The sequence below is a fragment of the Calothrix sp. 336/3 genome (assembly GCF_000734895.2).
Taxonomy (GTDB): domain Bacteria; phylum Cyanobacteriota; class Cyanobacteriia; order Cyanobacteriales; family Nostocaceae; genus 336-3.
In genome coordinates this window covers 2,658,076-2,681,623 of sequence record NZ_CP011382.1, presented here as the reverse complement: position 1 = coordinate 2,681,623, position 23,548 = coordinate 2,658,076, and the positions used below count along the sequence as shown (strand labels likewise).

General features: G+C 41.9%; 20 protein-coding genes. 12 read left to right on the top strand and 8 right to left on the bottom strand.

Translation table 11 applies throughout. From position 1 onward, the window contains the following. Window positions 1-176: 176 nt before the first annotated feature. Window positions 177-2,252: an ATP-binding protein gene (locus IJ00_RS11260; protein ID WP_035153061.1), complete on the top strand. Its 2,076-nt coding sequence runs from the start codon at window positions 177-179 to the stop codon at window positions 2,250-2,252. 110 nt (window positions 2,253-2,362) lie between these two features. Here the strand turns inward: IJ00_RS11260 and IJ00_RS11255 are convergent, their stop codons facing one another. Together IJ00_RS11255 and IJ00_RS11250 are read right to left on the bottom strand one after the other, a co-directional pair. Further along, on the bottom strand, window positions 2,363-3,973 hold the full coding sequence (locus IJ00_RS11255) for a B12-binding domain-containing radical SAM protein (RefSeq protein WP_035153058.1): 1,611 nt from the start codon (window positions 3,971-3,973) through the stop codon (window positions 2,363-2,365). A 319-nt stretch (window positions 3,974-4,292) separates the two neighbouring features. After that, window positions 4,293-5,486, bottom strand: a complete 1,194-nt coding sequence (locus tag IJ00_RS11250; RefSeq protein WP_035153056.1) for an NAD(P)/FAD-dependent oxidoreductase — start codon at window positions 5,484-5,486, stop codon at window positions 4,293-4,295. A 321-nt stretch (window positions 5,487-5,807) separates the two neighbouring features. Between IJ00_RS11250 and IJ00_RS11245 the strand changes: the two genes are divergently transcribed. From IJ00_RS11245 to IJ00_RS28360, 5 genes are all read left to right on the top strand, one after another. After that, on the top strand, window positions 5,808-6,044 hold the full coding sequence (locus IJ00_RS11245) for a hypothetical protein (protein ID WP_238178497.1): 237 nt from the start codon (window positions 5,808-5,810) through the stop codon (window positions 6,042-6,044). Further along, window positions 6,041-6,487, top strand: a complete 447-nt coding sequence (locus IJ00_RS11240; RefSeq protein ID WP_035153053.1) for a putative toxin-antitoxin system toxin component, PIN family — start codon at window positions 6,041-6,043, stop codon at window positions 6,485-6,487. The genes IJ00_RS11245 and IJ00_RS11240 overlap by 4 nt, the downstream gene beginning before the upstream one ends. A 569-nt stretch (window positions 6,488-7,056) precedes the next feature. Next, window positions 7,057-7,446 carry a hypothetical protein gene (locus tag IJ00_RS11235; protein WP_035153051.1) on the top strand — a complete coding sequence of 130 codons (390 nt, stop codon included), beginning with the start codon at window positions 7,057-7,059 and terminating at the stop codon, window positions 7,444-7,446. A gap of 92 nt (window positions 7,447-7,538) precedes the next feature. Next, window positions 7,539-9,512, top strand: coding sequence for an SUMF1/EgtB/PvdO family nonheme iron enzyme (locus IJ00_RS11230; protein ID WP_035153047.1), 1,974 nt, complete (start codon window positions 7,539-7,541; stop codon window positions 9,510-9,512). A 190-nt stretch (window positions 9,513-9,702) separates the two neighbouring features. After that, window positions 9,703-9,828 carry an SUMF1/EgtB/PvdO family nonheme iron enzyme gene (locus tag IJ00_RS28360; RefSeq protein ID WP_144416102.1) on the top strand — a complete coding sequence of 42 codons (126 nt, stop codon included), beginning with the start codon at window positions 9,703-9,705 and terminating at the stop codon, window positions 9,826-9,828. 633 nt (window positions 9,829-10,461) lie between these two features. Here IJ00_RS28360 and IJ00_RS11225 read toward each other — a convergent pair. After that, the gene (locus tag IJ00_RS11225; RefSeq protein WP_035153046.1) at window positions 10,462-12,093 is read right to left on the bottom strand and encodes a DUF655 domain-containing protein; all 1,632 of its coding nucleotides are present in this window, start codon (window positions 12,091-12,093) and stop codon (window positions 10,462-10,464) included. Between the two features lie 152 nt (window positions 12,094-12,245). Here IJ00_RS11225 and IJ00_RS11220 point away from each other — a divergent pair, with 152 nt between their 5' ends. The 3 genes from IJ00_RS11220 (at window position 12,246) to IJ00_RS28960 (ending at window position 14,477) form a co-directional block, all read left to right on the top strand. After that, entirely contained in the window at window positions 12,246-13,415 is a 1,170-nt protein-coding gene (locus tag IJ00_RS11220; RefSeq protein WP_035153044.1) for a cysteine desulfurase family protein, read from the top strand. A 128-nt stretch (window positions 13,416-13,543) separates the two neighbouring features. Further along, the gene (locus IJ00_RS11215; RefSeq protein ID WP_035153042.1) at window positions 13,544-14,287 is read left to right on the top strand and encodes a DUF1995 family protein; all 744 of its coding nucleotides are present in this window, start codon (window positions 13,544-13,546) and stop codon (window positions 14,285-14,287) included. A gap of 25 nt (window positions 14,288-14,312) precedes the next feature. Continuing rightward, window positions 14,313-14,477: a hypothetical protein gene (locus tag IJ00_RS28960; protein WP_168163463.1), complete on the top strand. Its 165-nt coding sequence runs from the start codon at window positions 14,313-14,315 to the stop codon at window positions 14,475-14,477. A 40-nt stretch (window positions 14,478-14,517) separates the two neighbouring features. On the opposite strand, the gene IJ00_RS11210 is transcribed toward IJ00_RS28960, so the two are convergent. Both IJ00_RS11210 and IJ00_RS11205 read right to left on the bottom strand, forming a co-directional pair. Next, on the bottom strand, window positions 14,518-15,225 hold the full coding sequence (locus tag IJ00_RS11210; protein ID WP_035158896.1) for a DUF305 domain-containing protein: 708 nt from the start codon (window positions 15,223-15,225) through the stop codon (window positions 14,518-14,520). Window positions 15,226-15,364: 139 nt separating this feature from the next. Further along, on the bottom strand, window positions 15,365-15,976 hold the full coding sequence (locus tag IJ00_RS11205) for a hypothetical protein (RefSeq protein WP_035153039.1): 612 nt from the start codon (window positions 15,974-15,976) through the stop codon (window positions 15,365-15,367). An 89-nt stretch (window positions 15,977-16,065) separates the two neighbouring features. Between IJ00_RS11205 and IJ00_RS11200 the strand changes: the two genes are divergently transcribed. Further along, complete coding sequence (locus tag IJ00_RS11200) at window positions 16,066-16,812, top strand: Uma2 family endonuclease (RefSeq protein ID WP_035153038.1); 747 nt, start codon at window positions 16,066-16,068, stop codon at window positions 16,810-16,812. A 118-nt stretch (window positions 16,813-16,930) separates the two neighbouring features. Here the strand turns inward: IJ00_RS11200 and IJ00_RS11195 are convergent, their stop codons facing one another. Both IJ00_RS11195 and IJ00_RS11190 read right to left on the bottom strand, forming a co-directional pair. Further along, window positions 16,931-19,780 (bottom strand): zinc-dependent metalloprotease, encoded by a 2,850-nt coding sequence (locus IJ00_RS11195; protein ID WP_035153036.1) that lies wholly within the window; start codon window positions 19,778-19,780, stop codon window positions 16,931-16,933. 165 nt (window positions 19,781-19,945) lie between these two features. After that, complete coding sequence (locus IJ00_RS11190) at window positions 19,946-20,200, bottom strand: hypothetical protein (RefSeq protein ID WP_035153034.1); 255 nt, start codon at window positions 20,198-20,200, stop codon at window positions 19,946-19,948. 336 nt (window positions 20,201-20,536) lie between these two features. Between IJ00_RS11190 and IJ00_RS11185 the strand changes: the two genes are divergently transcribed. Beyond that, the gene (locus IJ00_RS11185) at window positions 20,537-22,255 is read left to right on the top strand and encodes a pentapeptide repeat-containing protein (protein ID WP_035158895.1); all 1,719 of its coding nucleotides are present in this window, start codon (window positions 20,537-20,539) and stop codon (window positions 22,253-22,255) included. Between the two features lie 25 nt (window positions 22,256-22,280). Here IJ00_RS11185 and IJ00_RS28955 read toward each other — a convergent pair whose 3' ends face one another. Next, window positions 22,281-22,424, bottom strand: a complete 144-nt coding sequence (locus IJ00_RS28955; RefSeq protein ID WP_168163462.1) for a hypothetical protein — start codon at window positions 22,422-22,424, stop codon at window positions 22,281-22,283. Between the two features lie 35 nt (window positions 22,425-22,459). Here IJ00_RS28955 and IJ00_RS11180 point away from each other — a divergent pair, with 35 nt between their 5' ends. Continuing rightward, window positions 22,460-23,536, top strand: a complete 1,077-nt coding sequence (locus IJ00_RS11180; protein ID WP_035153031.1) for a glycosyltransferase family 4 protein — start codon at window positions 22,460-22,462, stop codon at window positions 23,534-23,536. Window positions 23,537-23,548 lie beyond the last annotated feature (12 nt).

Genomic DNA, 23,548 nt, shown 5'->3' with positions numbered 1-23,548 from the left:
CGGCTAGAGAACAGTTACTGAATTTATCTGGAATTAGCAGATGATTTTGTCTGCCACGGCTCATCTAAAGTTTAGATGTCCTCGATTTTCGTGAATAATGAATTTAATAGGCAAGTTCCCTTAATTATATCTGTGATAGTTTTGTCCCATACTGCTGATTTATCTCATTAGTTAAAATGCCGATTTTTCGTCGATCAAACCAACCCAATGAGCAACCAGATAATCCAAGAACTGGAGTTCGAGGAGTGAGATTACAAGCTAGCTATTCTAAGCTAGTTTTAAGTCAAAGAATTATTATGCCATTTTTGTTGTTATTTTTTACAATTATGGTCGTAACTATTATAAATTATGCGTTTTGGTTTACCAGTAAGCTGGAAGACCAAGCTAGTATTTTTGTAGAAAATAATGCCACTGTAGTTTTACATCAATTGCAACATGAGCAAGAACATATCAGCTCTTGGACAAAATTGATGGGAGAAAGAAATGACATTATCAAAGCTGTAGAGCAGCAAAATATTCCAGAATTATTTAAAATTATTACACCTCACAAAAACAGCTTAAAATTCAATTTTGTCAAGGTGCTAAATCAAAATGGTGGCATCTTACTAGATTTAACAGAACCGGAGTTTTCACAACTTATCTTAGAAGATAGACAAAATATAGTAGCTGCTCTGAATGGATTAAATACAACTGATGTCATCAATTTATCTGATAGTGAAAATAAGAAAATTCAATCAGTATTAGTTGCTTCTACACCTCTATTGAGTATATCTGGAGAAATAATTGGAGCAATTTTGACTGGGAATATGATTAGTGAAGATTTTCTCAGGAATGTCAATCCTGCTCAGGATGAATATGTGGTGATTTTTAACAGCAAAAATCAGGTGACAACATCAACTTTGTCATCTGTCTATGGTGAGAGATGGGAAGTACCATCCCTAGGGGAAAAACCAAAACGTGTATTAATTGCGAGTCAGCATTATTTAGGGAAGGCGATCGCCCTACCATCTCTCAGTTATACTACGATGCAAGTCGTATTATTAAAGTCTCTGGGTGACATTAACCATACCGTACAGTATCTGTGGTTGAGACTGTGGGGATTTTTTATTATTGGTGGTTTAACTTGTACATTTTTAGGGAGAAAAATCGCCCTTTCAATTTCCGATCCCCTGCTTGCAGTTGCGAAGGTTGCTCGTAAAGTTACCCAGGAATCGAATTTTGATTTACAAGTACCAGTGACTCGTAGTGATGAAGTGGGAATTTTAGCAAGTTCTTTAAATAGTTTAATTCGTCGGATTGCGGAATATACTCAACAACTAGAGCAATCTCGAGAAAATTTAGAAAAAAGAGTGGAAGAGCGCACACAACAAATTTCGCAAAAAAATCAAGAATTAAATCAAGCTTATGAACAACTTAGTGAAGCTTTAAATGAACTGCAACAAACCCAAGCACAATTAATTCAAACAGAAAAGATGTCATCTTTAGGTAATATGGTGGCTGGGGTAGCCCATGAAATTAATAACCCGATTAATTTTATTTATGGCAATCTGGGCTATGCGAGAGATTATACGCGGCAAATGTTTGATTTAATAGATTTATATCAAAGAGAATATCCTCAGCCAACTGTGGCGATCGCGGAGCAATTAGAACAGACAGAAATTGAATATATTAAGGATGATTTGCCGAAAATTCTCTCATCCATGAAGATGGGTTCCCAGCGTATTCGGGAAATTGTCTTATCTTTACGTAATTTCTCTCGCTTGGATGAAGCCGAAATGAAATACGTGAATATCCACGAGGGAATTGATAGTACTTTGTTGATTCTCAACCATCGACTGAAAGAAAATATTCTGGTTTTTAAGGAATATGGAGAACTGTCGAAAATTGAATGCTATGCAGCCCAATTAAATCAAGTATTTTTAAATATTATTAGTAATGCTATTGATGCTCTAGAAGAAGAGAGTTTGCAAAATCATAAAGAACTAACTATTCATACTGAAAAGATAGATGAAGATAAAATTACTATCGAAATAGTTGATAATGGTGTGGGATTTTCTCCAGAACTTCAGGATAAAATTTTTGACCCATTTTTTACCACTAAAGAGGTAGGAAAAGGAACAGGTTTAGGATTGTGGATTTGTTACCAAATAATTCAAAAACACCATGGCAAGATAGAGATTACTTCCATCTTGGGGCAAGGTACAAGATGTAAAATTACTTTGCCTTGTGTGCAGAATCTGGAAGCATCGTGAATGTAAACAGAAAAAGACGCTCTGTGAGAACGTCTCTACTCAAGGATGAAAAGTTAAATCTGTTTTCCTTCTCAAATTCTAATTATTTGGTGGCGATCGCCTATGGCGTGTTAAACTCCACTAACCGCTCCAGCTGTTTCCTCCTTGACAACTTTGACTGCTGTCACTGGTACGTATGGTGTTTCGACACCTTGAGCTAGGTATTCTCTCAGCTGTGACTCGATTTCTTCCCGCACAATTTGCCGATATTCGACAAAATGCTCAATGTGGGCGCAAGTTGCGAGATAATGTTCCGCAGCCCTAGGATTGCGCTTAATCATACTAAATAGATGATGCCAGAATTTCCACCGGGTATTGCGTTTAAATCCCTGTCGCCAAATAATAATCAGTAGAGCTTTGACAACAATTAATTCTGGCATTTTGAAGGGTGCAGTCCAAGAGGGTGAACCCATCATCAGGAAACAGCGATAGGTGCGGTCTAAGTATTTTTCCGGTTCGTATAAAGTGCAAAAAGCTTCTACGTATTCCCGTGCAATTTCTTCTAAGGGACGAGTCGGGATAAAGTTCATCAAGGTTGTCTGGTTGATATTCCCGTCCTTATTTTCCCGGAGTCTGCCTTCTTTTTGCAAACGATGCCACAGGGCAGTATTGGGTAGCGCTTGTAACATGGCAAAAGTTGTTGAGGGGATGCCTGCGGCTTCTGCAAACCGTACAATGCGATCGCCAGCACCAGTTTTTTCACCATCAAATCCGATGATAAATCCTGCCATGGGACGTAAACCAGTTTTGATGATAGTTTGTACTGAATCTATCAAAGAACTGCGGGTATTTTGAAACTTCTTCGTCAGTTGTAGACTATCTTCATCGGGAGTTTCAATTCCTAAGAATACCGCCGCAAAACCACACTCTACCATCAACTCCATTAATTCTGTATCCTGTGCTAAATCAATGGAAGCTTCGGTGTCAAAACGGAAGGGATAATTATGCTCTGCCATCCAGATTTTTAACTCTTTCAGTAACAGTTTGACATTGCGTTTGTTACCGATAAAGTTATCATCTACCATAAACACACCCCGTCGCCAACCTAACTCATAGAGATAGTCTAATTCTGCTAGTAATTGGGCTGGTGTTTTGGTGCGAGGTTTGCGACCATATAAGACGATAATGTCACAAAATTCGCATTGAAAAGGGCATCCCCGTGAAAATTGGACTGACATCATGTCATAAGCATCAAACTCCAATAAGTCAAATCGGGGAATGGGAGTAGATGTGACATCAGGCTTTTCTGTGGCACGAAAAACACCAGATTTTTCGCCTTTTTGTACAGCTTCCACAAACATTGGTAAGGTGATTTCCCCCTCATCCAAAATGAGAAAATCGGCACCAACATTCTGCACTTCATGGGGTACAGAAGTGGGATAGGGACCACCTACTGCGACTAATTTACCCCTTTGTTTGGCTTCTTGAATTTGGGAAAGTAAATCTTGTTTTTGCACAATCATGGCAGACAAAATCACTAAATCTGCCCATTCCCATTCTGCCTCTGTGACTGGGCGAATATTGCGATCTACTAATTTAAATTCCCATTCCTGGGGTAAAATTGCGGCAACGGTGACTAACCCTAAAGGAGGTAATAAAACTTTGCGGTCAACTAATGCTAATATCTTCTCGTATGACCAGAAAGTTTTTGGAAAAATTGGGTAGACGAGGAGTACTCGCATATTGTTTCCTTGCTCCTACTTTTGTATAGATAAAAGATTTTCTCTACTAACTAGATTGAATAATCGAATGCAAAAATAGTGCTGGTAAGTTGGTAAAAACTGATGCCAAATTCCGCACTTGTCATTGACTGCTTCCTATGGCTGCATCTGGTTGGTAAATTTGTCTTATGTTAGCATTCTAGTCTTTATTTGTGAGAAATTTCATCTATCGCGATAGCAAATTTAGCCCAGTTATCCCTTGGTGTTTCTCTGGGTTATATTTACCAGTTATCAGTAGAAGAAAAATAACTGTATTCTGTTCCCTATTCCTTTCCCCAGACTATTTTGATAAAGCATCAATAATGGGACGAGTCAACCAATTAAACCCTACTTTCAACTGATGATCTAGGGTAGGTAAGCGGTAGAGATATGCTAAACGACGGGCAAGATATGCTACAGAACCTTCTAATTTCACACCTAAACCTGCCAAAGTTGCATTGTCTACTCCTAATGCCAACATTTCACCTAAATATTGATAGCGGAAGGGTAAGAGGGGACGAGTGCTTAAACTTGCCCAAATATTCCAAGCGGTATAATCTGCCTGTTGGAATGCTGCTTGAGCAGTACTGGGAACCTGTGCTCCTGTGACATCACGACAATCCGTAATATCACCTAGGGCAAAAATCTGGGGATAATCAACAACTTGTAGTGTTTCAGTGATAGTAATTTGTCCCCGTGAATTCTGCTTTACAGGCAAACTTTTAATTACAGGATTAATCCGAGTTCCCACCGTCCAAATGACCAAATCCACGGGAATTGTATCAATTGTGCCCTTGTATTCCAAGGAAATGCTGTCTGAAGTGATGTCTTCTACTTTCGTTTCTAGGTCAAGAAAGATACCTCTACTTTCCAAAGCTTTCTTGGCAGCTTCGCGGTTAAAGTCGGGAGAATTACCCAGAATTTGATTACCCATTTCTACCAGGCGAAAACGTCCTCGCGTAGACATTCTATCTGCCAGTTTGCAAGCTAGCTCCACCCCACTGTAACCACCACCAACGATCGCCACTCGAATTTTCTCTAAATCCGATTCTTCCAGTACTCGTAACCGCTCTTCTAGACGATACACATCCGTAACTGTCCGGAAGGGATAAGCGTAAGATTTTGCACCGGGGACTAAATCCAAGGGAGTCTCACCACCGAGAGCTAACACCAGGCGATCGCTAGCAATTTCCCTACCATCCTCTAGCTCTACCCGTAACTGCTCCATATCAATTCCAGAGACAACCCCTTGATAGAAGCGCACACCCGAACCTGCCAACAATTCTACAAAAGTTGGGGCAACCTCCCATACTTGCATTTCCCCCGTCAATAATTCATAGAGGAGGGGAGAAAAAACAAAGCGATCGCCCTGATCAACTAAAATTATTTCCGGTTTCTGTTCCCTTTCCCAGGGCAGTTGACTTAAACGCAAAGCTGTGTAAAGACCGCCAAAGCCTCCACCAAGGATACAAATTCTTGTAGATTTTTCACTCATGGGTATTATTCCGACAGTCATTTCCACCAGGTCACTTCTCTACAGTGTAATGATTTCTGAGCGTATTGGGGATTACGCCTGGGAATAAAACAGCGATCGCGCAATCTTGTAGTGGATTGACACAAATGATGCCATAAAAAAGGTTCGTAGTTGCGCTTTAGCGCCCTATAAATTGAGAAGCCTAATGCACTACTTTCACTGTCTCAATCCAGATGGGCGATCGCACTAAGCGTCAACGGGCAATAGAATAATCGGAATATGTGTCCGAAGAAGCGATCGCTCATAGCTCATTTTCCATTTACAATTTAAGAAAAGATTCTGATGGCTACTGAAATGGTATCGATACCCATCACTTTGGAACAACTTATTACTGCGGTACAACAGTTGCAACCAGACGAGCGGGCGCAAGTTGCCAGAGCCTTAATTCAACTTGATTTACGTGCAGATTTGGTGGCTTTAATTCAAGAACTTTATGCCGAACCTCCAGTAGATGAGATTACAGACGATGACATCATGGCTGAAATAAAAGCTGTGCGTCAGCAATCTCAACTGTTATGAAGTTGCGAGTGGTTATTGACACCAATATCTGGATTCGCATTTTGCTGAAAGGGCGAGTGACATTACCGATTTTGGAAGCATTCAATGGGGATAAATTCCAGTTGGTAATGAGTCAACCCCTCATGGAAGAACTACATTTTGTTTGGAATCGTCCCCGGTTAAGAGAACGGATTGACTCCAGTCAGGCGATGCGTCTAGAACAACAGTTGCAGTATCGTGCGCTATGGGTTGAATTGAAAACGGTTCCGCCTAATTGTCGAGATCCCAAAGATTTACCTGTGTTGGCAACGGCAATTGATGGCGAAGCGGGGATTATAGTGTCCGGGGATGATGATTTGAGAGCGGATGATGACTTGAGAGTGGTAATGGCAAGCTATGGCATTCAGTTACTGGGCGTTAATTCTTTCTTGAAATATTTAGATGAAAGTACTGAGTCAGAATAATATCCATACTATTTAAGGCAGCGATCGCTCACGATTATCTCAAGCTTAGGCGATCGCACTAATTCAAAAATTCAGCGATGTTGTACTCTCGTCGCTAACGCAGATTACAAGATTGGCGATAAGCGGAGCGTCAAGCCTTCGACTTATACCACTACCGGAGGTTGTCAGCAAGTTTCAAGAGCTAGATTTTTTTATATCACCCTCGACTTAGAAGGTTATTGCAGGTTCAGTGAATTTTGGATTGGAAAACAAGCTCAGGGGCGATCGCCAACTGTGCGATGTACTGCCATTGGGGAGGTATTATTCTCTATCTCCTACCAATTTGAAAAAACAATACGACACATGGATAAAACCCCTCCCTAACCCTCCTCGATTTCGGGGAGGGTGCCCGATAGGGCGGGTGGGGTATCTGTCGTAAACATTTTTTGGGTATCATACATTGCGCTACTTAAAAAACATAACTTGGTATGAGCTTCGATTCTACGGAACGCTGTGCTGCAAGCTCATTCATAGAACTTACATAGAGGAAAAATGTCATAATTAAAAACAGATTTTCCGTATCTATTCCTATGACAGACACAAACAGCATTTGGATTGTCACTGACGATATTCCCCAAATATCGCTTCCCGACGGCAAAAAAGGCGGAATTAAGGGAGGAGGAGGTTGGGGAGAGGAAATAGACACCTCTGAGAAGAAAATTATCGATAATGCAGTGGAAGTCAAGGCTGAAAAGCTAGAGCAGGAAATGAGCCGTTTTTTATTAGTAGTAGATAAAGTTTTTACCCATGCAGAGGAGCAAACCCAAGTAAAATCCGGCGCTAAATCAGGAATGCAACTTGATGAGATTGAATTATCAGTAGAAATTAACGGCGAAGGGCAAGTAAAACTACTCGGTAGTGGAGTTAAAGCCGGAGGAAAAGGAGGAATCAAGCTGACGTTTAGAAGGAAACCGGAATAGTTAGGTTATCCCCATCCCCGACTTCTGGCAGAATTTGGGGATTTAAACACCCGCAATCAAAAGCGATAAAATCCAAAATCTCACATCGACAAATGGCGAAAAACTGGGCAATTACCATTGGTGTAAACAAATACGATCGCTTGCAAGATTTAAATTATGCCAAGCGAGATGCTCAGTTAATGCGGGATTTTCTCCTCAATGAAACCAGTTTTGAGCGAGTTTATTTTTTCTCTGATGATTCACCAGATATCGGGGGAAAATCCACCCGTCCAAATCGGGCAAATTTACGGGGAGTATTGCGAGAATTATTTGCCAAACCTTTTATGGGTGCGGGGGATAACTTTTGGTTTTTCTTTAGCGGTCACGGTATCCGCCACAATAACCGGGATTATCTCATGCCCTGTGATGGTGATGCTGAGGATATTGAAGAAACCGCAATTCCCATTAATTTTGTCACTGAGCGCTTGCGTCAATGTGGGGCGGATAATATTGTTTTGATTTTAGATGCTTGTCGGAGTCTGGCACAAAAAGCCGGGGAAGGAATTGGACGACAAACTGCGGAGGAAGCGCGTCAACAGGGTGTAATTAGTATTTTTTCCTGTAGTCCCCAGGAATACTCCTATGAAATTCCGGAATTAGAACAAGGTGCTTTTACCCGTGTGTTACTTGATGGGTTAGGAATTCAAGGTAAATGTGCGACTGTGGAACGTTTGAATCAGTATCTTAGTTTGCGCGTACCGGAAGTCGTCCGTCAGTATCACAATGGCAGACAAACACCCTATATCATTGCCGAACCTGTAAATAAATCCCATTTGATTCTTGTACCCAGGTATGCAACTTTAGCAGAAATTGCGACGCTGAAAAATGACGCTTACCAAGCTGAGATTAATAGAGATATCGAGTTAGCAGAACAATTATGGATTCGGGTATTAGCTGCTGCTTCTGGTAGTGATATGGATGCTATTAAGGGAATCCAAAGAATTGAGCGGTTACGTTGGGAATCTCCACCACAACCAACATCACCAGCTAATTCTCATGTTCCGAATTCTGGGAAGGGAGCATCTTCACAAAATCCCTTGAAAACCTGGACATTGGATGCCATTAATGCCATTAAGGAAATCCAAAGATTTGAGCCATTACGCTGGGAATCTTCACCACAACCAACATCACCAGCTAATTCTCATGTTCCGAATTCTGAGAAGGGAATCTCTTCACAAAATCCCTTGAGAACTTGGACATTTGAGGTTGTGACAGTGGATGCAACGGGGAAAATTACAAACCGTCGCAACTGTGAAGCGAAATATCAGGTTGAAGACTTGGGGAATGGTGTCACCTTGGAAATGGTGCAGATACCTGGGGGAAGATTTACCATGGGTTCCCCGCTAACGGAAGCAGGAAGATACGACGATGAAAGTCCGCAGCATCAAGTTACAGTTCCCAGTTTCTTCATGGGGAAATATCCAGTTACCCAAGAGCAATATCAAGCAATTATGGGTCAAAATCCCTCCTATTTCAAAGGTGAGAAACGACCTGTAGAGCAAGTAAGTTGGGATAATGCGGTAGAATTTTGTCAAAAGTTGACCCAGAAAACAGGACGCACCTACAGATTACCCAGCGAAGCGGAATGGGAATATGCTTGTCGTACAGGAACCACCACACCCTTCTATTTTGGTGAAACTATAACGACAGAGTTAGCGAATTATCGAGGAACCGATTGGGATTATAACGGTACAATTTACCCAGGTAATTATGGTCAGGCTCCAAAGGGTGAATATCGGAAGCAAACAACAGAAGTCGGAAAATTTCCACCCAATGCCTTTGGTTTATACGATATGCATGGTAATATATGGGAATGGTGTGAAGATGTATATAATGATGATTACCAGGGCGCACCAAGAGACGGAAGTGCGTGCTCATCTGGTAGCAATAACGACATAAAGCTGCTGCGTGGTGGTTCGTGGGACCTCAACCCCAGGCTCTGTCGCTGTGCTGATCGCCTCTATCTCGCGCGCGCGAATCGAGGCTTCAATGTTGGTTTTCGAGTTGTGGCGGTGTCGTTACCGTGAGGACTTCTTGCCCTCTGTACTTTTCCCCTTTTGCCCTTTACACTTCTTATTCTTTTCACTTTGAGAGTGTAGCGGAGCGGAACGATCTTTTTCTAATTTTGTTATTTTCTCTCTCTAACTACTATACACTGTATTCAATCAGATTTCTCAATTAATTGAGAATTTGAGGATGGGATTAGGTTAACGTTAGCTGCTGCGTGGTGGTTCGTGGAACAACAACCCCAGGAACTGTCGCTGTGCTAATCGCAACTATAACGCGCGCGCGAATCGAAACAACAATGTTGGTTTTCGGGTTGTGGCGGTGTCGTTTCCGTGAGTACTCCCCAAAGTCAGAGTCGGTAAGTGGGAATTTATCGAGCGTACACCAGGGAGTCCAGACCTATTCCAGTGATAGAGGTGACTTTATCCGAAAATAAAACCGAGTCGGATAGCTTGGTAGGTGAATAACCGAAGACTTGTCCGGCTCAATTAAAATATTCCAAATCATCCGAGATATCTAAACTTTGGGTTACGACGCTAGATAGATTATTCGTTAAACTTCTATAAGTAGAACGGCTTAAATAATTCACGCTATGTCATTGCGAATGAAACGTTCGCGTAGCGTGTCGCTTTGCGACTCAGTGGAATGAAGCAATCGCAACGGTTTTGACGATTTTACAATCTGTTACATAGTTAGGTTTATTCTCACCGACTTACTTACATTTCCTGCGTCTCCACCCAACCTACATTAAACTGCCGTAATATAATTAAGAAGTGTAACGAGAAAACGAGACTTTGAGATTGCTTCCTTGCGTCGCAATGACGTTAATGCGTAGTCCTTGCGTAAGTCCTGATGGTATTGCTTTACTCCCTGGGGGAAAGCGACGAAGGGAACATGATATGAGAAAAAGAACCCCGAATTATGCCAGAAGTCGAGGTTCTGAAGCTCAAAAAATAGCTATATGACTAGTTACAGCTTTGCGCGATCGCCCCATTTAATTAACATCTTTTTCCCCACTCCTGGTACTCTTTCCACATCTGCTAAGGATGTAAATTTTCGTTGTTGACGGGTAATTATTATCTTCTGTGCTAGTTTCTCACCAACTCCTGGGAGGGTGGCTAATTCTGTGGCTGTAGCAGTATTTAAATTAACAATTTGGAAGGATTCTTGAGTGGTGCGTGATTTAATCACCCCACATTGTTTTTGTTGTTGGGTGCTTTTGGCTTGAATTGCTTGGGGAACACCCAGTTTGGCTTGTTGATATAATCGCTCGAATTCCCGGTGAAAATGGGCTGCAACGGTGGGATTTTCGATAATGAGTACGCTTTCGTCATTGCTAGAGTTGGCGGCTTCTGACCAGTTGTGGGAGCCTGTAATCACGATTTTCCCATCCAAAACGGCAAATTTATGATGTAGTAAATCTCCTGGTTGCAAGGAAGGTACACCAACGGTGGTGATGGGATTTTTCCAAGGTTGATTATCTAATTCATATCGACATTTATCGCCGAGGGCAACCCCCATCATATCCAGCGCTTCACTATAATTGCGATAGGCGAATTGTGGCTCGATGAGGGCACGAATTTTGACGGATTTTTGCTGTTGACTACCTAAAATATTGGCTAACTTTTGTTCGGAAAAGACAAATAATGCCATATCTACAGACTGACTGGCAGTTTTGAGATTCTCGCCAATTAAACCATTACTACTTTCTATCCAGGGTTGGGTGGGAGATGTGGGAGAAAAGTTGATAGTAATTTTATTATTTCCTAGGGAGATGGTTTGAGGTGAACGCTGAGGTTTTTTTAAGCCAAATTTACTGCCAGAATGATTTTGATTTGCCTGTTTTTCTCCCCACATGAGATTAAATTCTTGGGTGAAAATTGCTGCCACCTCTGAACTGTCTATTTTGACTAAATTATTGGCATTTCCTAAACTACTGGGATTAGAAAAGTCTCCATGAATATCACTGAGGGTGAAATTACTAGAGGTAATGATCACATAACGATTATCGACAATCACAAATTTGTGATGCATTAAATCACTACCCCTAGAACCATCCTTTTTATCGTCAATAATTGGGACTTTCCCTTGACGCAAAATCATCAATGCATCTCTTTGTTGGATTTCCTGGGGGCTAATTTTACCATCATTATTGATATCGATAAATTTTGTGAATTCTTGATAACGTGCTTTTTCTCTAGGTGTCAATTTCGTTAATTCTTCAGGAGTAAAATCACTCCCAGAACGGTTATAGGTATTTTCTAAAATGACGCGAACTTTCACCCCAGATGCTTGCTTGGCTACTAACGCTTGGGCAATTTTGGGTAATTTGAATTCTTGTACGGCAATATCAACTGTTGATTGTGCCTGGGAAATTGTATCAATGATGTGCTGTTCTAAATTGTCCCCTGGGCGCTTTTTTTCTCTGTAGGGTTCTTGATATTCTCCTGCCTGGGAATGATTAAAGTAAACTTGTACTAACGTATCCTGGGGTAGGGGTTGTAGCTTTTGATTCTGGGATTGGGCAGATTGACAAGCCGTCAAGGAAATCAGTAATAAAAAGATACAATGAAAATGTTTAGGGACAGGGAAAAGGGGCACGGGATTTTGCTAAAAGTAGATGTAGTTTGACAAATTTATAATTCCCCAAGTGTGAAGTTTTTCCACAGCGAAATGTCCACTATTCGCAAGATTATCTGTATATCCTGAAATATAGAGGCAGCCTGTTGCCCAGGGTGTTTTATGGAGATAATATGCAAGTTTATTTAGATTACAGTGCCACGACTCCCACGCGCCCGGAAGTGATCGCCGCAATCCAAGCAGTTTTGACTCAACAGTGGGGCAACCCTTCTAGCCTCCACGAATGGGGTGAGCGGGCAGCTACAGTTATAGAGTTAGCGAGGATGCAAGTTGCATCATTGCTGAATGCAGCCGATCCAGACTCAATTATTTTCACCTCTGGGGGTACGGAAGCTGATAACCTGGCAATTATGGGTGTAGCCCGACTTTACCGGGAACCTCAGCACATAATTATTTCTGCTGTTGAGCATTCAGCTATTTCTGAACCTGCACAGTTATTAGAAGCATCCGGTTGGGAAGTGACGCGCTTGCCAGTGGATACCATGGGCAGAGTCAACCCTCTAGATTTAACAGCCGCCTTACAAGAAAATACGGTTTTAGTCTCGGTAATTTACGGGCAAAGTGAAGTCGGAACCGTTCAACCCATTGAAGAATTGGGGAATATTGCCCGCAGCTTTGGTGTATTATTTCATACTGATGCCGTCCAAGCGGTGGGACGTTTACCGATAGATGTACAAGCATTGCCAGTAGATTTACTGAGTATCTCTAGCCATAAAATCTATGGTCCTCAGGGGGCAGGGGCGCTGTATGTCCGTCCTGGAGTGAACTTGATGCCGTTGATATTGGGAGGAGGGCAGGAGAATCGTTTACGTTCGGGAACCCAGGCTGTACCAATTATTGCTGGATTTGGGGTAGCAGCAGAATTAGCAGCACAGGAATTATCCACGGAAACACCGAGATTAATTGAATTGCGCGATCGCCTGTTTGCTAACTTAGCCCATATTCCTGGTTTAGTGCCCACAGGTGACTTAATGCAGCGTTTACCCCACCATGTCAGTTTCTGTTTAGAGCAAGCGGATGGAAATAAAGTCAATGGCAGAAACCTGGTACGGGAGTTAAATCGGGCAGGTATTGGCATCAGTGCAGGGGCAGCTTGTAACAGTGGTAAAGCTACTCCTAGCCCCGTACTCTTGGCGATGGGGTATACAGAAAAAGCCGCAAAAGCCGGAATTCGTCTGACTTTAGGGCGTTATACTGCCGAAACTGATATTGATTGGGCTGCAATTGTTTTGCAACAAGTTTTGGAACGACTCGCCCCTGTAGAATTAGTTTTTAGTCGTTAAAGAGATTCGGGGAGTAGGAGACAGAAGGGAGAAATATTTGTTATTGATTCCCTTTTTCCCCTTTCCCGATTCTACTTACCTCGGCTTTGCTCGCTAAAAGTCGCTCACGGCAAGTATTACCCATTCCTATGACTGAACTTCCTAAAACTTTAGAAGACGCGATCGCCCAAGCACAGGCAGCTACCCAAGCAGCTTTAGCAGATGGCTATACCAGATTACAAATCGATTTATTATTTCCCGAATTGAAAATTATGCCCGTGGCAAAGGAATTTTTGCCGATTTTTGGGGAATATGGTGAGAAACTCAAGGTATTTTTTGCCGATGCTGGGGCTGCGGGACTTGCCCGTCGTGATTGGGGAGATATATCATTTAAAATCCAAGATATTGGTACTGGTAGGGCAGCTTCGATTCAATCCAAGGTACAACCAGAGGATGAGTTATTTTTCTTTGTCTCTCCCACTTCTGTAGAAGTACCGCAGTTAGAAAAAATCTGTGAAAGCATGGGCGATCGCCCCTATATCATGTTAAATCCCCGGCTGGAAGATGCGGGAACTGTAGGTATTGGTTACACTGCACGACAAACCCGTAAACGTTTCCTTGACACCATCGAACCTTGTTATTATTTACGCCCTATTTTTGAAGAAGCGGCAGTATTTCGCTGCTATCCGGGGATGTGGGAAGTTTGGATTGAAAATAATGGTGATTACGAAAAAATTACCGAGTTACCGAAGAAACCCTCCGGTGATGAAATTGATCTGATTTTAGCTAAGGGGCAACCCGCCGAAACTGGAGAAAGCGTAGCAGCTATTCCAGGTAAAAAGCCCAGTATGTTTCGCAGTTTACAACGGTTTATGCGGGCATTAAGAAACTAGAATTTATCTAGAAGTTATTTGATAGATGGCGATCGCGCAGCGGAACGGAGTTCTATCGCCTAGCGAAACGGAGTTCTATCGCAGTCATGGAGCTTCTGCTGTGGTGATAGAACTCGCGATCGCCTGTTTTAATTATGCAGACAACCCTGGAATTTACGATTCCATTCTGGTACTTGGCAAAATAACTTAGCCTCAAGTCTACCTCAAATTATTGCAGCTAATTGATTTACTTACTTCCCGTACCAATTTTTGCGCCATTGCTGCATCTGCTTAATTTCTGCCTCCTGGGAAGAAATAATGGCATTGGCAAGTTTTTGAATCTGGGGACGTTTTGACTTATTTAAAGCATCTTTTGCCATCACTACAGCACCTTCATGGTGAGGAATCATGGCATTGATAAAGCGTAAATCAAACTCAGCATCACTATTACCCAAATCCATATCCATCCGCATCATTTTCATGTGTTCGCTAGACATTGCCATCATGTGTTTCATCCCCTGATTCCATGCTTGAGCTGCTTTTGGTGCTTGGGGATACCATGCTTTGCGCCATGTTTTCAGTTCACTAATTTCCTTGTCTTGGGCTTTAATAATGGCATTGGCTAGCTTTTTAATTTCTGGGCGTTTGGATTTTTTTAAGGCATCTTTTGCCATGACTACAGCTCCTTCATGATGGGGAATCATGCCATCGATGAATCGTAAATCATAGCTAGCATCACCAGGACCCAAATCCATATTATGATGATTCATATTGGTGTTGTGATGCATGTTGCCATGCTGTTTATTTGATACTTGTTTATTTGATACTTCTGTGGAATTAGAAGCTTGAGCTTGCTTATCATTCCCAGTTGTGCAAGAGGTGAGTAAAGATGTTGCTGTTAAAGACGCGATCGCCAAGGTGGCAGCAAGAAAAGTATTTTTGAATTGGATAGCTGACATAGGTTTAATTTTTATCAGGATATGATTTTGGTTGAATATTTTGATTTTATACTCTCCAGCTAACTGGAGAGTCAAGGCTTTTTTCTGGGGCGATCGCCAGGGTAACTTTGACTGGCAAATTAATCTCGCTACTCATTACTCATTCTAAAATAATATCTTTAAAAGGTTGTACTAAAATTCCCAAAATTTTATCTAGTTGGGCTATAAAGTATTCAGTTCTATCAATTTTGATAGTTTGTGCTTCTAGACTCATAAACTTCCACAAAGTACCAGCTGAAACTACACCATAGATTTTCCCTAGTTTTCCTTGACGTTCATTAAATATTTGCGCTGCCAGCATTTCCGCAACACATTGCCCCAAACCTAACTTAATATCATTATCTTTGGCTTCCACCACCGTCATCACTGGGGCAGTAATTAATAGTTGATTCGCGGAAGCTGTAAGGATAAAACCACATACACCATTTAATCCTTTGGTTTCATCAACATTAAAGGAACTTCCAGAAAATAAGCCAATGTGTCCGGGAAATATTCTTCTTACTTCTAGTAGAATAGGAGTGATAATTAATTCTGACCTAGCTTTTTCAGTACTAATATTAGTAGCTAATTCTACGGTTTCTTCCAGAGTTTCTTGCAAGCGTTGAGATGCTTGAACTGAAGTTACTTGAGCAAATAAATTATGACTTTCCTCCCAGGTAAGATGGAAATCACTGATTACCTTCTCAAGGGTTTTAAAGTCGCTATATGACATAGTTATTTACTTGGCTAGGTAAGCAACAGATAAGATATGGATACTCATATGATATAATTAACCGAACCAACGCCATAGAGATTAGGGTGATGTTATCTGACCATCTCAAAATCGCGTTACCAAGCACTGAAGAACTACCCTGTTCTGATGATACTCCCGTGGATAATGAAGACCAAAATTTTCTACCCAATTTCCTATTTTTCCTATTGAGTTCCATTTGGGCAAATCGTATGGATTGGTATTTTGGTGTAGATATGGCAATCTACCATACTACCGGAGTTAATCCTAGGGTTCCTGTAGTTCCTGACGGTTTTTTAAGTTTGGGAGTGGAACGGAAAAAAGGGGGAAAATCTCGCCGCAGTTATGCAGTGTGGGAAGAGAATGAAGTTGTTCCCATGATGACATTAGAAATGGTTTCCCATTCTCCTGGTGGTGAATATGAGGAGAAAATGGCAATTTACGCCCAGTTGGGTGTGTTGTATTATGTGATTTATAACCCGGAGTTTTGGCGACGCGATCAGCATCAACCCTTTGAAGTTTATAAGTTAGTCAATCAGGAATATGAATTACAAATCGGTGAACCCTATTGGATGCCAGAAATTGGTTTAGGGATTGGTAGATACCGAGGTGTATTTGGTGGTATTCACCAAGAGTTGCTATTTTGGTATGACGAGCATTATCACCGTTATTGGCTACCAGAGGAAATTGCCGAGCAGGAGAAACTCCGTTCAGAGCAGGAGAAACTCCGTGCAGAGCAAGAGAAACTCCGTGCTGAACAATTAGCAGAATATTTGCGATCGCTCGGTATAGATCCTGATAATTTGCCTAATCAGTAGGTGATACCCTGAGGAAAAGATTTGAGGGTGTAGGTTTTTCTGTTAACAAACTTTCAAACCCATCACCCATCGACCAAATTTAGTTATCCATTATCCGCAAGTATTGGTACAGATGTTCTCAATTCCCCTGTAAGGGTGCATCTAATACCTTTTGGATGCGATCGCGGGTTTCCATCAGATGTGCTTTGGTGTACTCATCCTCAGATTTTACCTTTTCTAATTCTTGATTCAACTGCTTCAATTTATACCAAGCCAAGGTGCGAGCATCTTCTGGTACTTTCTGCTTGCGTAACACCATATCTGCTAAAATATCGAGATATCGACGTTGTAAGCCGCGCCGCAAGCTGGGAATTTTAATATTATTATTTTTCGGCTTAACTACCTCCGTCCAAATACTATCCTGTAACGTAGTAAATAATTCTGGTATGCTAAGAGCTTGCTCTGGGGAACTCTTCAGTTCAATATCCTTGAGACGGGAAAGGCGATCGCCAGATAATAAATCAGCTAAAACCGCTCCCTGCATGAATATCACCAAATCATGAATTGGATAATCTAACCGCCCCACCTTGGGATTACTTCCCCAATGTCGCCATCGTGAAGGTGCTAATTTATTCAATAACTCTGGAGAAAAATTCCAAGCATCTTCTGCAAAAACATACTGATGCAGATTTTTTAAAGCTTGACGTTGCTGAGAAACAGGTATGGGTGCAAAGGGTAATTTCCCCTGGGAATTTCCGCCATGTATGCGGTAAAAAGATTGACCTCCAATATACTTAGAAATATAGTAGACATTTTGGACATAATTCCCCAAAACCGTCCCAAAGCGTTCCCGCACATCACTATAACTTTCTCCCTGGGCAGGGTAGCGTTTATTTAACCTATCCCACATCACACGGGCATTATCCAATTGCCATCGGGAATATTCTAAAACGTTGTTGCTATTGTCCCAAGCATCGGCAGTGGGGTCAAGGTCGTAGATATCCTCATCAGTAGAGTAACTTAATTCTGGTTTTTGGGCAGACATCGCCGCAATCTTATTTAACACGGCTTTTTCTGCCATGGGAGAAGTCGCATTAATGGGAGTATAGCCATACTGAATTGCCCATTGATCATAGACACCCACCTGTTGGGGAAAATAATCTCCCTGTTTGCTACCCTGGGGGGCAATATTTGGGGGGATATAATCCATTACCGAGGAACTTAAACCCTTTTGTTGACTCACCGCTTTATTGTTCATCTCCTGGGGTGGTAACAAATTACTCCCTCGGAAATTATGCCGTAATCCTAGGGTATGCCCCACTTCATGGGCGATAATTAAGCGCAGATATTGATGAATATAATCTTTAACTTGAACTGTACTTGCTGGTGTTTCCTGTAATAAAGATAATGCTAATGCACCAAAGGCAAATTGATTGGCGGCTTCCATGCCATAGCATAAATCATACTCCCCTGCCATGCGGTTGAGCTTCCCAGTCAAACCTGTGTTCCCTGGATTGGTTCCCAAACCTTGAGCGCAGAGCAAACGATTCTGCATCATGGCTGAAAGGGTGGTACGATTCTCACTGGGTTGAACAACTTGTTCATAATCACTGCGGAGCAGACGGACAAAACTGGCATCTACAAGAATGTCCGCATCTAAAATTTCTCCCGTTAGGGGGTTGACACGGGAAGGTCCCATGGCAAAATAACCATCAACGGTATTAATCCAACGAATGGTATTGTAACGAATATCTGCGGGATCCCAGTTAGCATTATCTGGCATTTGCTTGACTTGGATGGCATCCTGAAAACCGGCTTTCGCAAATGCTTGGTTCCACATTAATACACCTTCACGAATTGCGTCACGGTATTCGTAGGGAACAGCATTATCAATCCAAAAGACGATGGGTTTTACCGGGGGGGAAATTGCCGCAGTGGGATTTTGTTTTTCTAAATGCCAACGGTTGATATATCTGACGAAGGGTTCAGCGCGATCGCTGTTGGATAAATCTTGATAAGCGGTGAGAAAATAACCCAGGCGATCGTCTGCTAAACGAGGACGATAGTTACTTTCTGGAAGTTGGGAAAGACTGTAATGGACTTTCAGGGTAAATCCCCGATTATCGGCAAGAGTAATAGATTCTTGGGGATTTGTTTTGCTGCTACTACTGTAATTGAGAATCGACTGAACTTCGATATTTTGGGGAAAAGTTTTAGCACTACCGAAGTATGATTGCTCTAACCTGCCGGTGATTCCCAAACCAGCTGATAATCCCCCAACATCTTGTAATAGTAAGTCATCTAAGTCAATCAATAAGGTTTTGCGTTGCGGGTGAATACTTTTAATCGGGATGCTGTAAAGCACAGAATCACTAAAGGAACGAGCTAGCGATCGCCCTTGGGGATCGTCTTCCTTTGTCCGGAAATTCACATTTTTGACCGTAAATTGCAGGTTGTCTTGCACCCGATGGAAGTAAAATAGAAAGTCCTGCAAGGGCATACCACTATAAATTCCTTTCTCCCCAGTTCCTGATTCTAGGGTGGCTGTTGCTAGGAAATTTTTGTTTAACTGTTCTGCTTGAATCTCTAGATAAATTTTATTTTTCTGGGGATCTCGGTACAAAGTAAACAACCCCTCCAACTTCTGCGTATCCTTCACTACCTTGTCAAAAGGTTGCAAATCATCTTTTTTCGCTCCTGGAGTAATTGTGTCTACCTTCTCCTTGACCGTTTCCGGAGTTTTTCCCACAATCAACAAGGGCTGTTGCCCAGATTTTTTAGCATCTTTTCCTACCCACAGAAAAGACTGTCGCTCTACCTGACGACTAGGATTAATTACCCATACAGAGGAGAGAAAACTAGGGGTACGAGAAACATTCGATTGCTCCTGCTGATTTTTTACCTCACCCTTGGCAGTCTTCGCAGTCAAAGTTACTAATCCAAACAAACATCCATGTGCAGCAACCAGACAACAGACTAATCTTTTCATCAAAAAATCCCTGGTAATAAATACTTATTTCTGTTTTACTCTCTGCCAACAAAAGCTACACTCCTCTAAATACTTGCTGGTTAAGAGTTTTGACAGCTCACAAGCAAGGGTTAACAGTCCCTTTGACTCAGAGCAACAAATTTGATACATGGGAATCTAACTATCCTATTTCTCACTAGGGGTCATCAATTCCCAATTCTCAATCACTGAACTCATAATTCCCTGATAACACAGAGCAAGTGAATTTCTTTTTAACAGTTCGCTGGTATCGATTTCTATACCACCTAGCTGAAAGATGGGGGAAGGGAACAAGGGTAAGGAATGTAAGCGGTTGATAACAGCTACTTCCTGCAAAACCCTAATTCCCGATAACGCTTTTCTCGAAACTAGTAGGTTAATATCAAGCAGGCAACTTTTCATGTTAATTATTCCCATCATTTTTGAGCTTTGTTGCACTGTTTTACTGTAGTATTTTTCCCAACAATTGCGTTTGTAGCAAACAGTACGTATTATTTTTACATCTAATTAGAAAATATGCTGATATCTACTTTCATCTGTAATCAGATTTTATTGACAAGCAAAACAGTTTTTAGACAGACATTTTTTTGGATACCCTAGGAGGCTATTCTCAGTATATACAAAAAACAAAGTTTAAAAAGTTACTTTTTCTGGCAATCAAATACATAACAAATTCCAGAAAAGAGTCTATTCCCACTTGTAATTATCACCAAAAATCTAGTAATGTTAGGCACTTTTATGGCACAGTTATCTCAAGTTTGGAGGCGTTTGATAACTTATGTCAAAGGGAATAATATAGAGGAATTATCCCAGACAATTTCGTTGCAAAAAGAGACTAATTTTCCCACAAAACAAGTGAATAAAAAAACACAAAAAGCCCTTGAGCTAGATGATAGTAACTTACGGAAAATATTATTTCATCAAAGATTACAAACAAGTATAGAAAAATGGACGAGATCAACAAATCTCTTGAGGTTTGCGGTGAGCGATCGCCAATTCTATCAAGATATCTATGACTTATACAGTGAAGGGGCATTAAAGCCAGAAGTAGTATCAGAACTCATGGGCAAACTAGATGGGAGTGCGGGATTTTACCCCATCATCCTCTTCCAGCGCTTAGAAGACTTCTATCAAAGATGGTGTCAAGGGGAATTTATCGATGCTCCCCCAGCCTTCAACTTTCCCCAACAAAAAATGCTCCAACTCCGAGCTAAAGGCATAAATATCGGACTCAAACAAATAGATATAAATACAGGCTTAAATGTATTAATTTTGCTTCTAGAACTCCATCGTTACGCTCAAACCCGCGAGCATCTACGGCAACAAATCATATTTTATCCTTCCGGTCAAAGGGATACAGAAAACTTCTTTACTTCCCAACTGCTGCGTGTGATTAATTACAGTGATTCCGTAGAAATTGGCAATTTTAGTAACGTGGTAGGTGAATTTTTACAGGGAGCCAATCTCAGTGGCGCTTACCTCGGAGATGCCAACCTCACAGAAGTCAACCTCAGTCATGCTAACCTCAGTGGTGCTTACCTGGGAGATGCCAACCTCACCGGAGTCAACTTCACCGGCGCAAATCTCAGTGCTGCCAACCTCGGTGATAGTAACCTCAGTGGTGCCAACCTCAGCCATGCTAACCTCAGACGGGCAGACCTCAGTAGCAGTAACCTCAGTGGTGCTAACCTCACCCACGCAGACCTCAGCCGTACCGACCTCACCCACGCAGACCTCAGTAGTAGCAATTTAGCCTTTACAGACCTCAGCCATGGCGACCTCAGCAGTGCCAACCTACGAGACGCTAACCTTAACAATGCCCAACTCAACCAAGCTATCCTCTTTGGGGCAAACCTCAGCGACGCGCACTTGAGAAACGTGGATTTGACCGGTGCTGACCTCTGTCGGGCTGATTTAAGCGGAGCAGAGCTACATACAGCCACCCTGAGAGGTGCCAATCTCAGCGATAGTATCCTCTTTAGCACCAACCTCCAAGATGCAGACTTAACCGCCGCAGACCTCAGCTACGCTAAATTAAACAGTGCGAATTTACACAATGCTATCCTCCAGGAAGCCATTATTCTTGGTGCTGACCTGAGTAATGTAGACCTTGGAAGTGTCAAGCTTAACCAAGCAGACCTGAGTGGAGTCAACCTGAATGAAGCAGACTTGAGTCAAGCAGACTTAAGTGAGGCAATTTTGCTAGGGACAGACTTTAGCTATGCCAATCTCAGTGGCAGTAACTTGAGTGGTAGTAATCTTACCGGGGCAATTCTCAGTGGTGCTGACCTCAGCCACACTAACCTGAGTTATGCCATCCTGGGAGGTGCAGACCTCAGCAGCGCAAATCTGGATGATTTAAGATGGAATGAAAATTTACAGTGGGATGGTGTGCGGGGTTTGGATAAAGCTGTGAATATTCCCCCAGCACTGAAACAGCAATTGGGGTTATGGTGAAGAGGAAGGATATTCATCAGATTGCTCATGGGATTGAAAGCAAATTGGAAACGGTATCTCCTTCACCTAAAGCTTGACTGGATAGATAATAGGGAATAGAAAAATCTACGAAACATTGCTGGATTGTAGTTGAGGAGATGGCGATCGCCCCTACTAGCTTTGTTGGCATTTCAGTATAATTCCTTACCCTAACTTTTCCTTTCCATGACTACCAAACCTCACAAATTGCTGTTTATCTCTACTTCCGTTGGTGCGCTGGGTACTGGACTAGGTGGGGGTGTGGAATTAAGTTTACGTAATATTGCCCAAGAAATGCTGCGTCGGGGTCACAAGGTGCAGATAGTCACTCCCGCAGGTGCAACATGGAATGATTTACCCCTGGTAGAAATTCCGGGAAATTTACAAATTATTGCCCAGAGTCAGGAACGCACAGACCCGATAATCATGCCGGAAAATTCTGTGCTGGCAAATATGTGGGAATATGCACGGCAGGTACAAACAGATTACGATTTGATTGTAAATTTTGCTTACGATTGGTTGCCTTTTTACCTGACACCTTTTTTTTGTTGTCCTGTAGCTCATTTGGTGAGTATGGGTTCTCTGTCTGATGCTTTAGATAAAATAATTGTGCAAACAGGCAAGAATTTTCCTGGTACATTGGCTTTCCATACAGCTGCTCAAGCTGAGACTTTCCCGACTTTAACCCAGCCCGTATTCTATTTGCAAAGTGGGATAGATGTATCTTTGTATGAGTTTTGCGAGTCACCAAAACGACAATTAGCTTGGTTAGGAAGAATTTCTCCAGAAAAGGGTTTAGAAGATGGGGTAAGGGTGGCAGAAATTACCGGAATTCCCTTAAAAATTATGGGTAAAATTCAGGATGCATCTTACTGGCAAAATATTCTCCAAGAGTACCCGAATGCACCGATAGAATATTTGGGTTTTTTATCCCAAAGGGAGATGCAGAAAATTGTCCGAGAATGTCAAGCTTTATTAATGACCCATCGTTGGGTAGAAGCTTTTGGAAATGTGGCGATTGAAGCTCTCGCCTGTGGCGTACCTGTGATATCCTATCGTCGCGGGGGACCAAGGGAAATTATTCAGGATGGTAAAACCGGATTTTTGGTAGAACCTGATAGTGTGTCGGGATTAGTGGATGGGGTATTAAATTTATCTACTATCAACCGTGACAGCTGTCGTCGGAGTGTGGAGAGAGATTTTTCTGTGACTGCTTTAGGCGATCGCGCAGAAAAATGGTTTGATAGTATTTTGGGTAATTAGGTAATTTCCTCC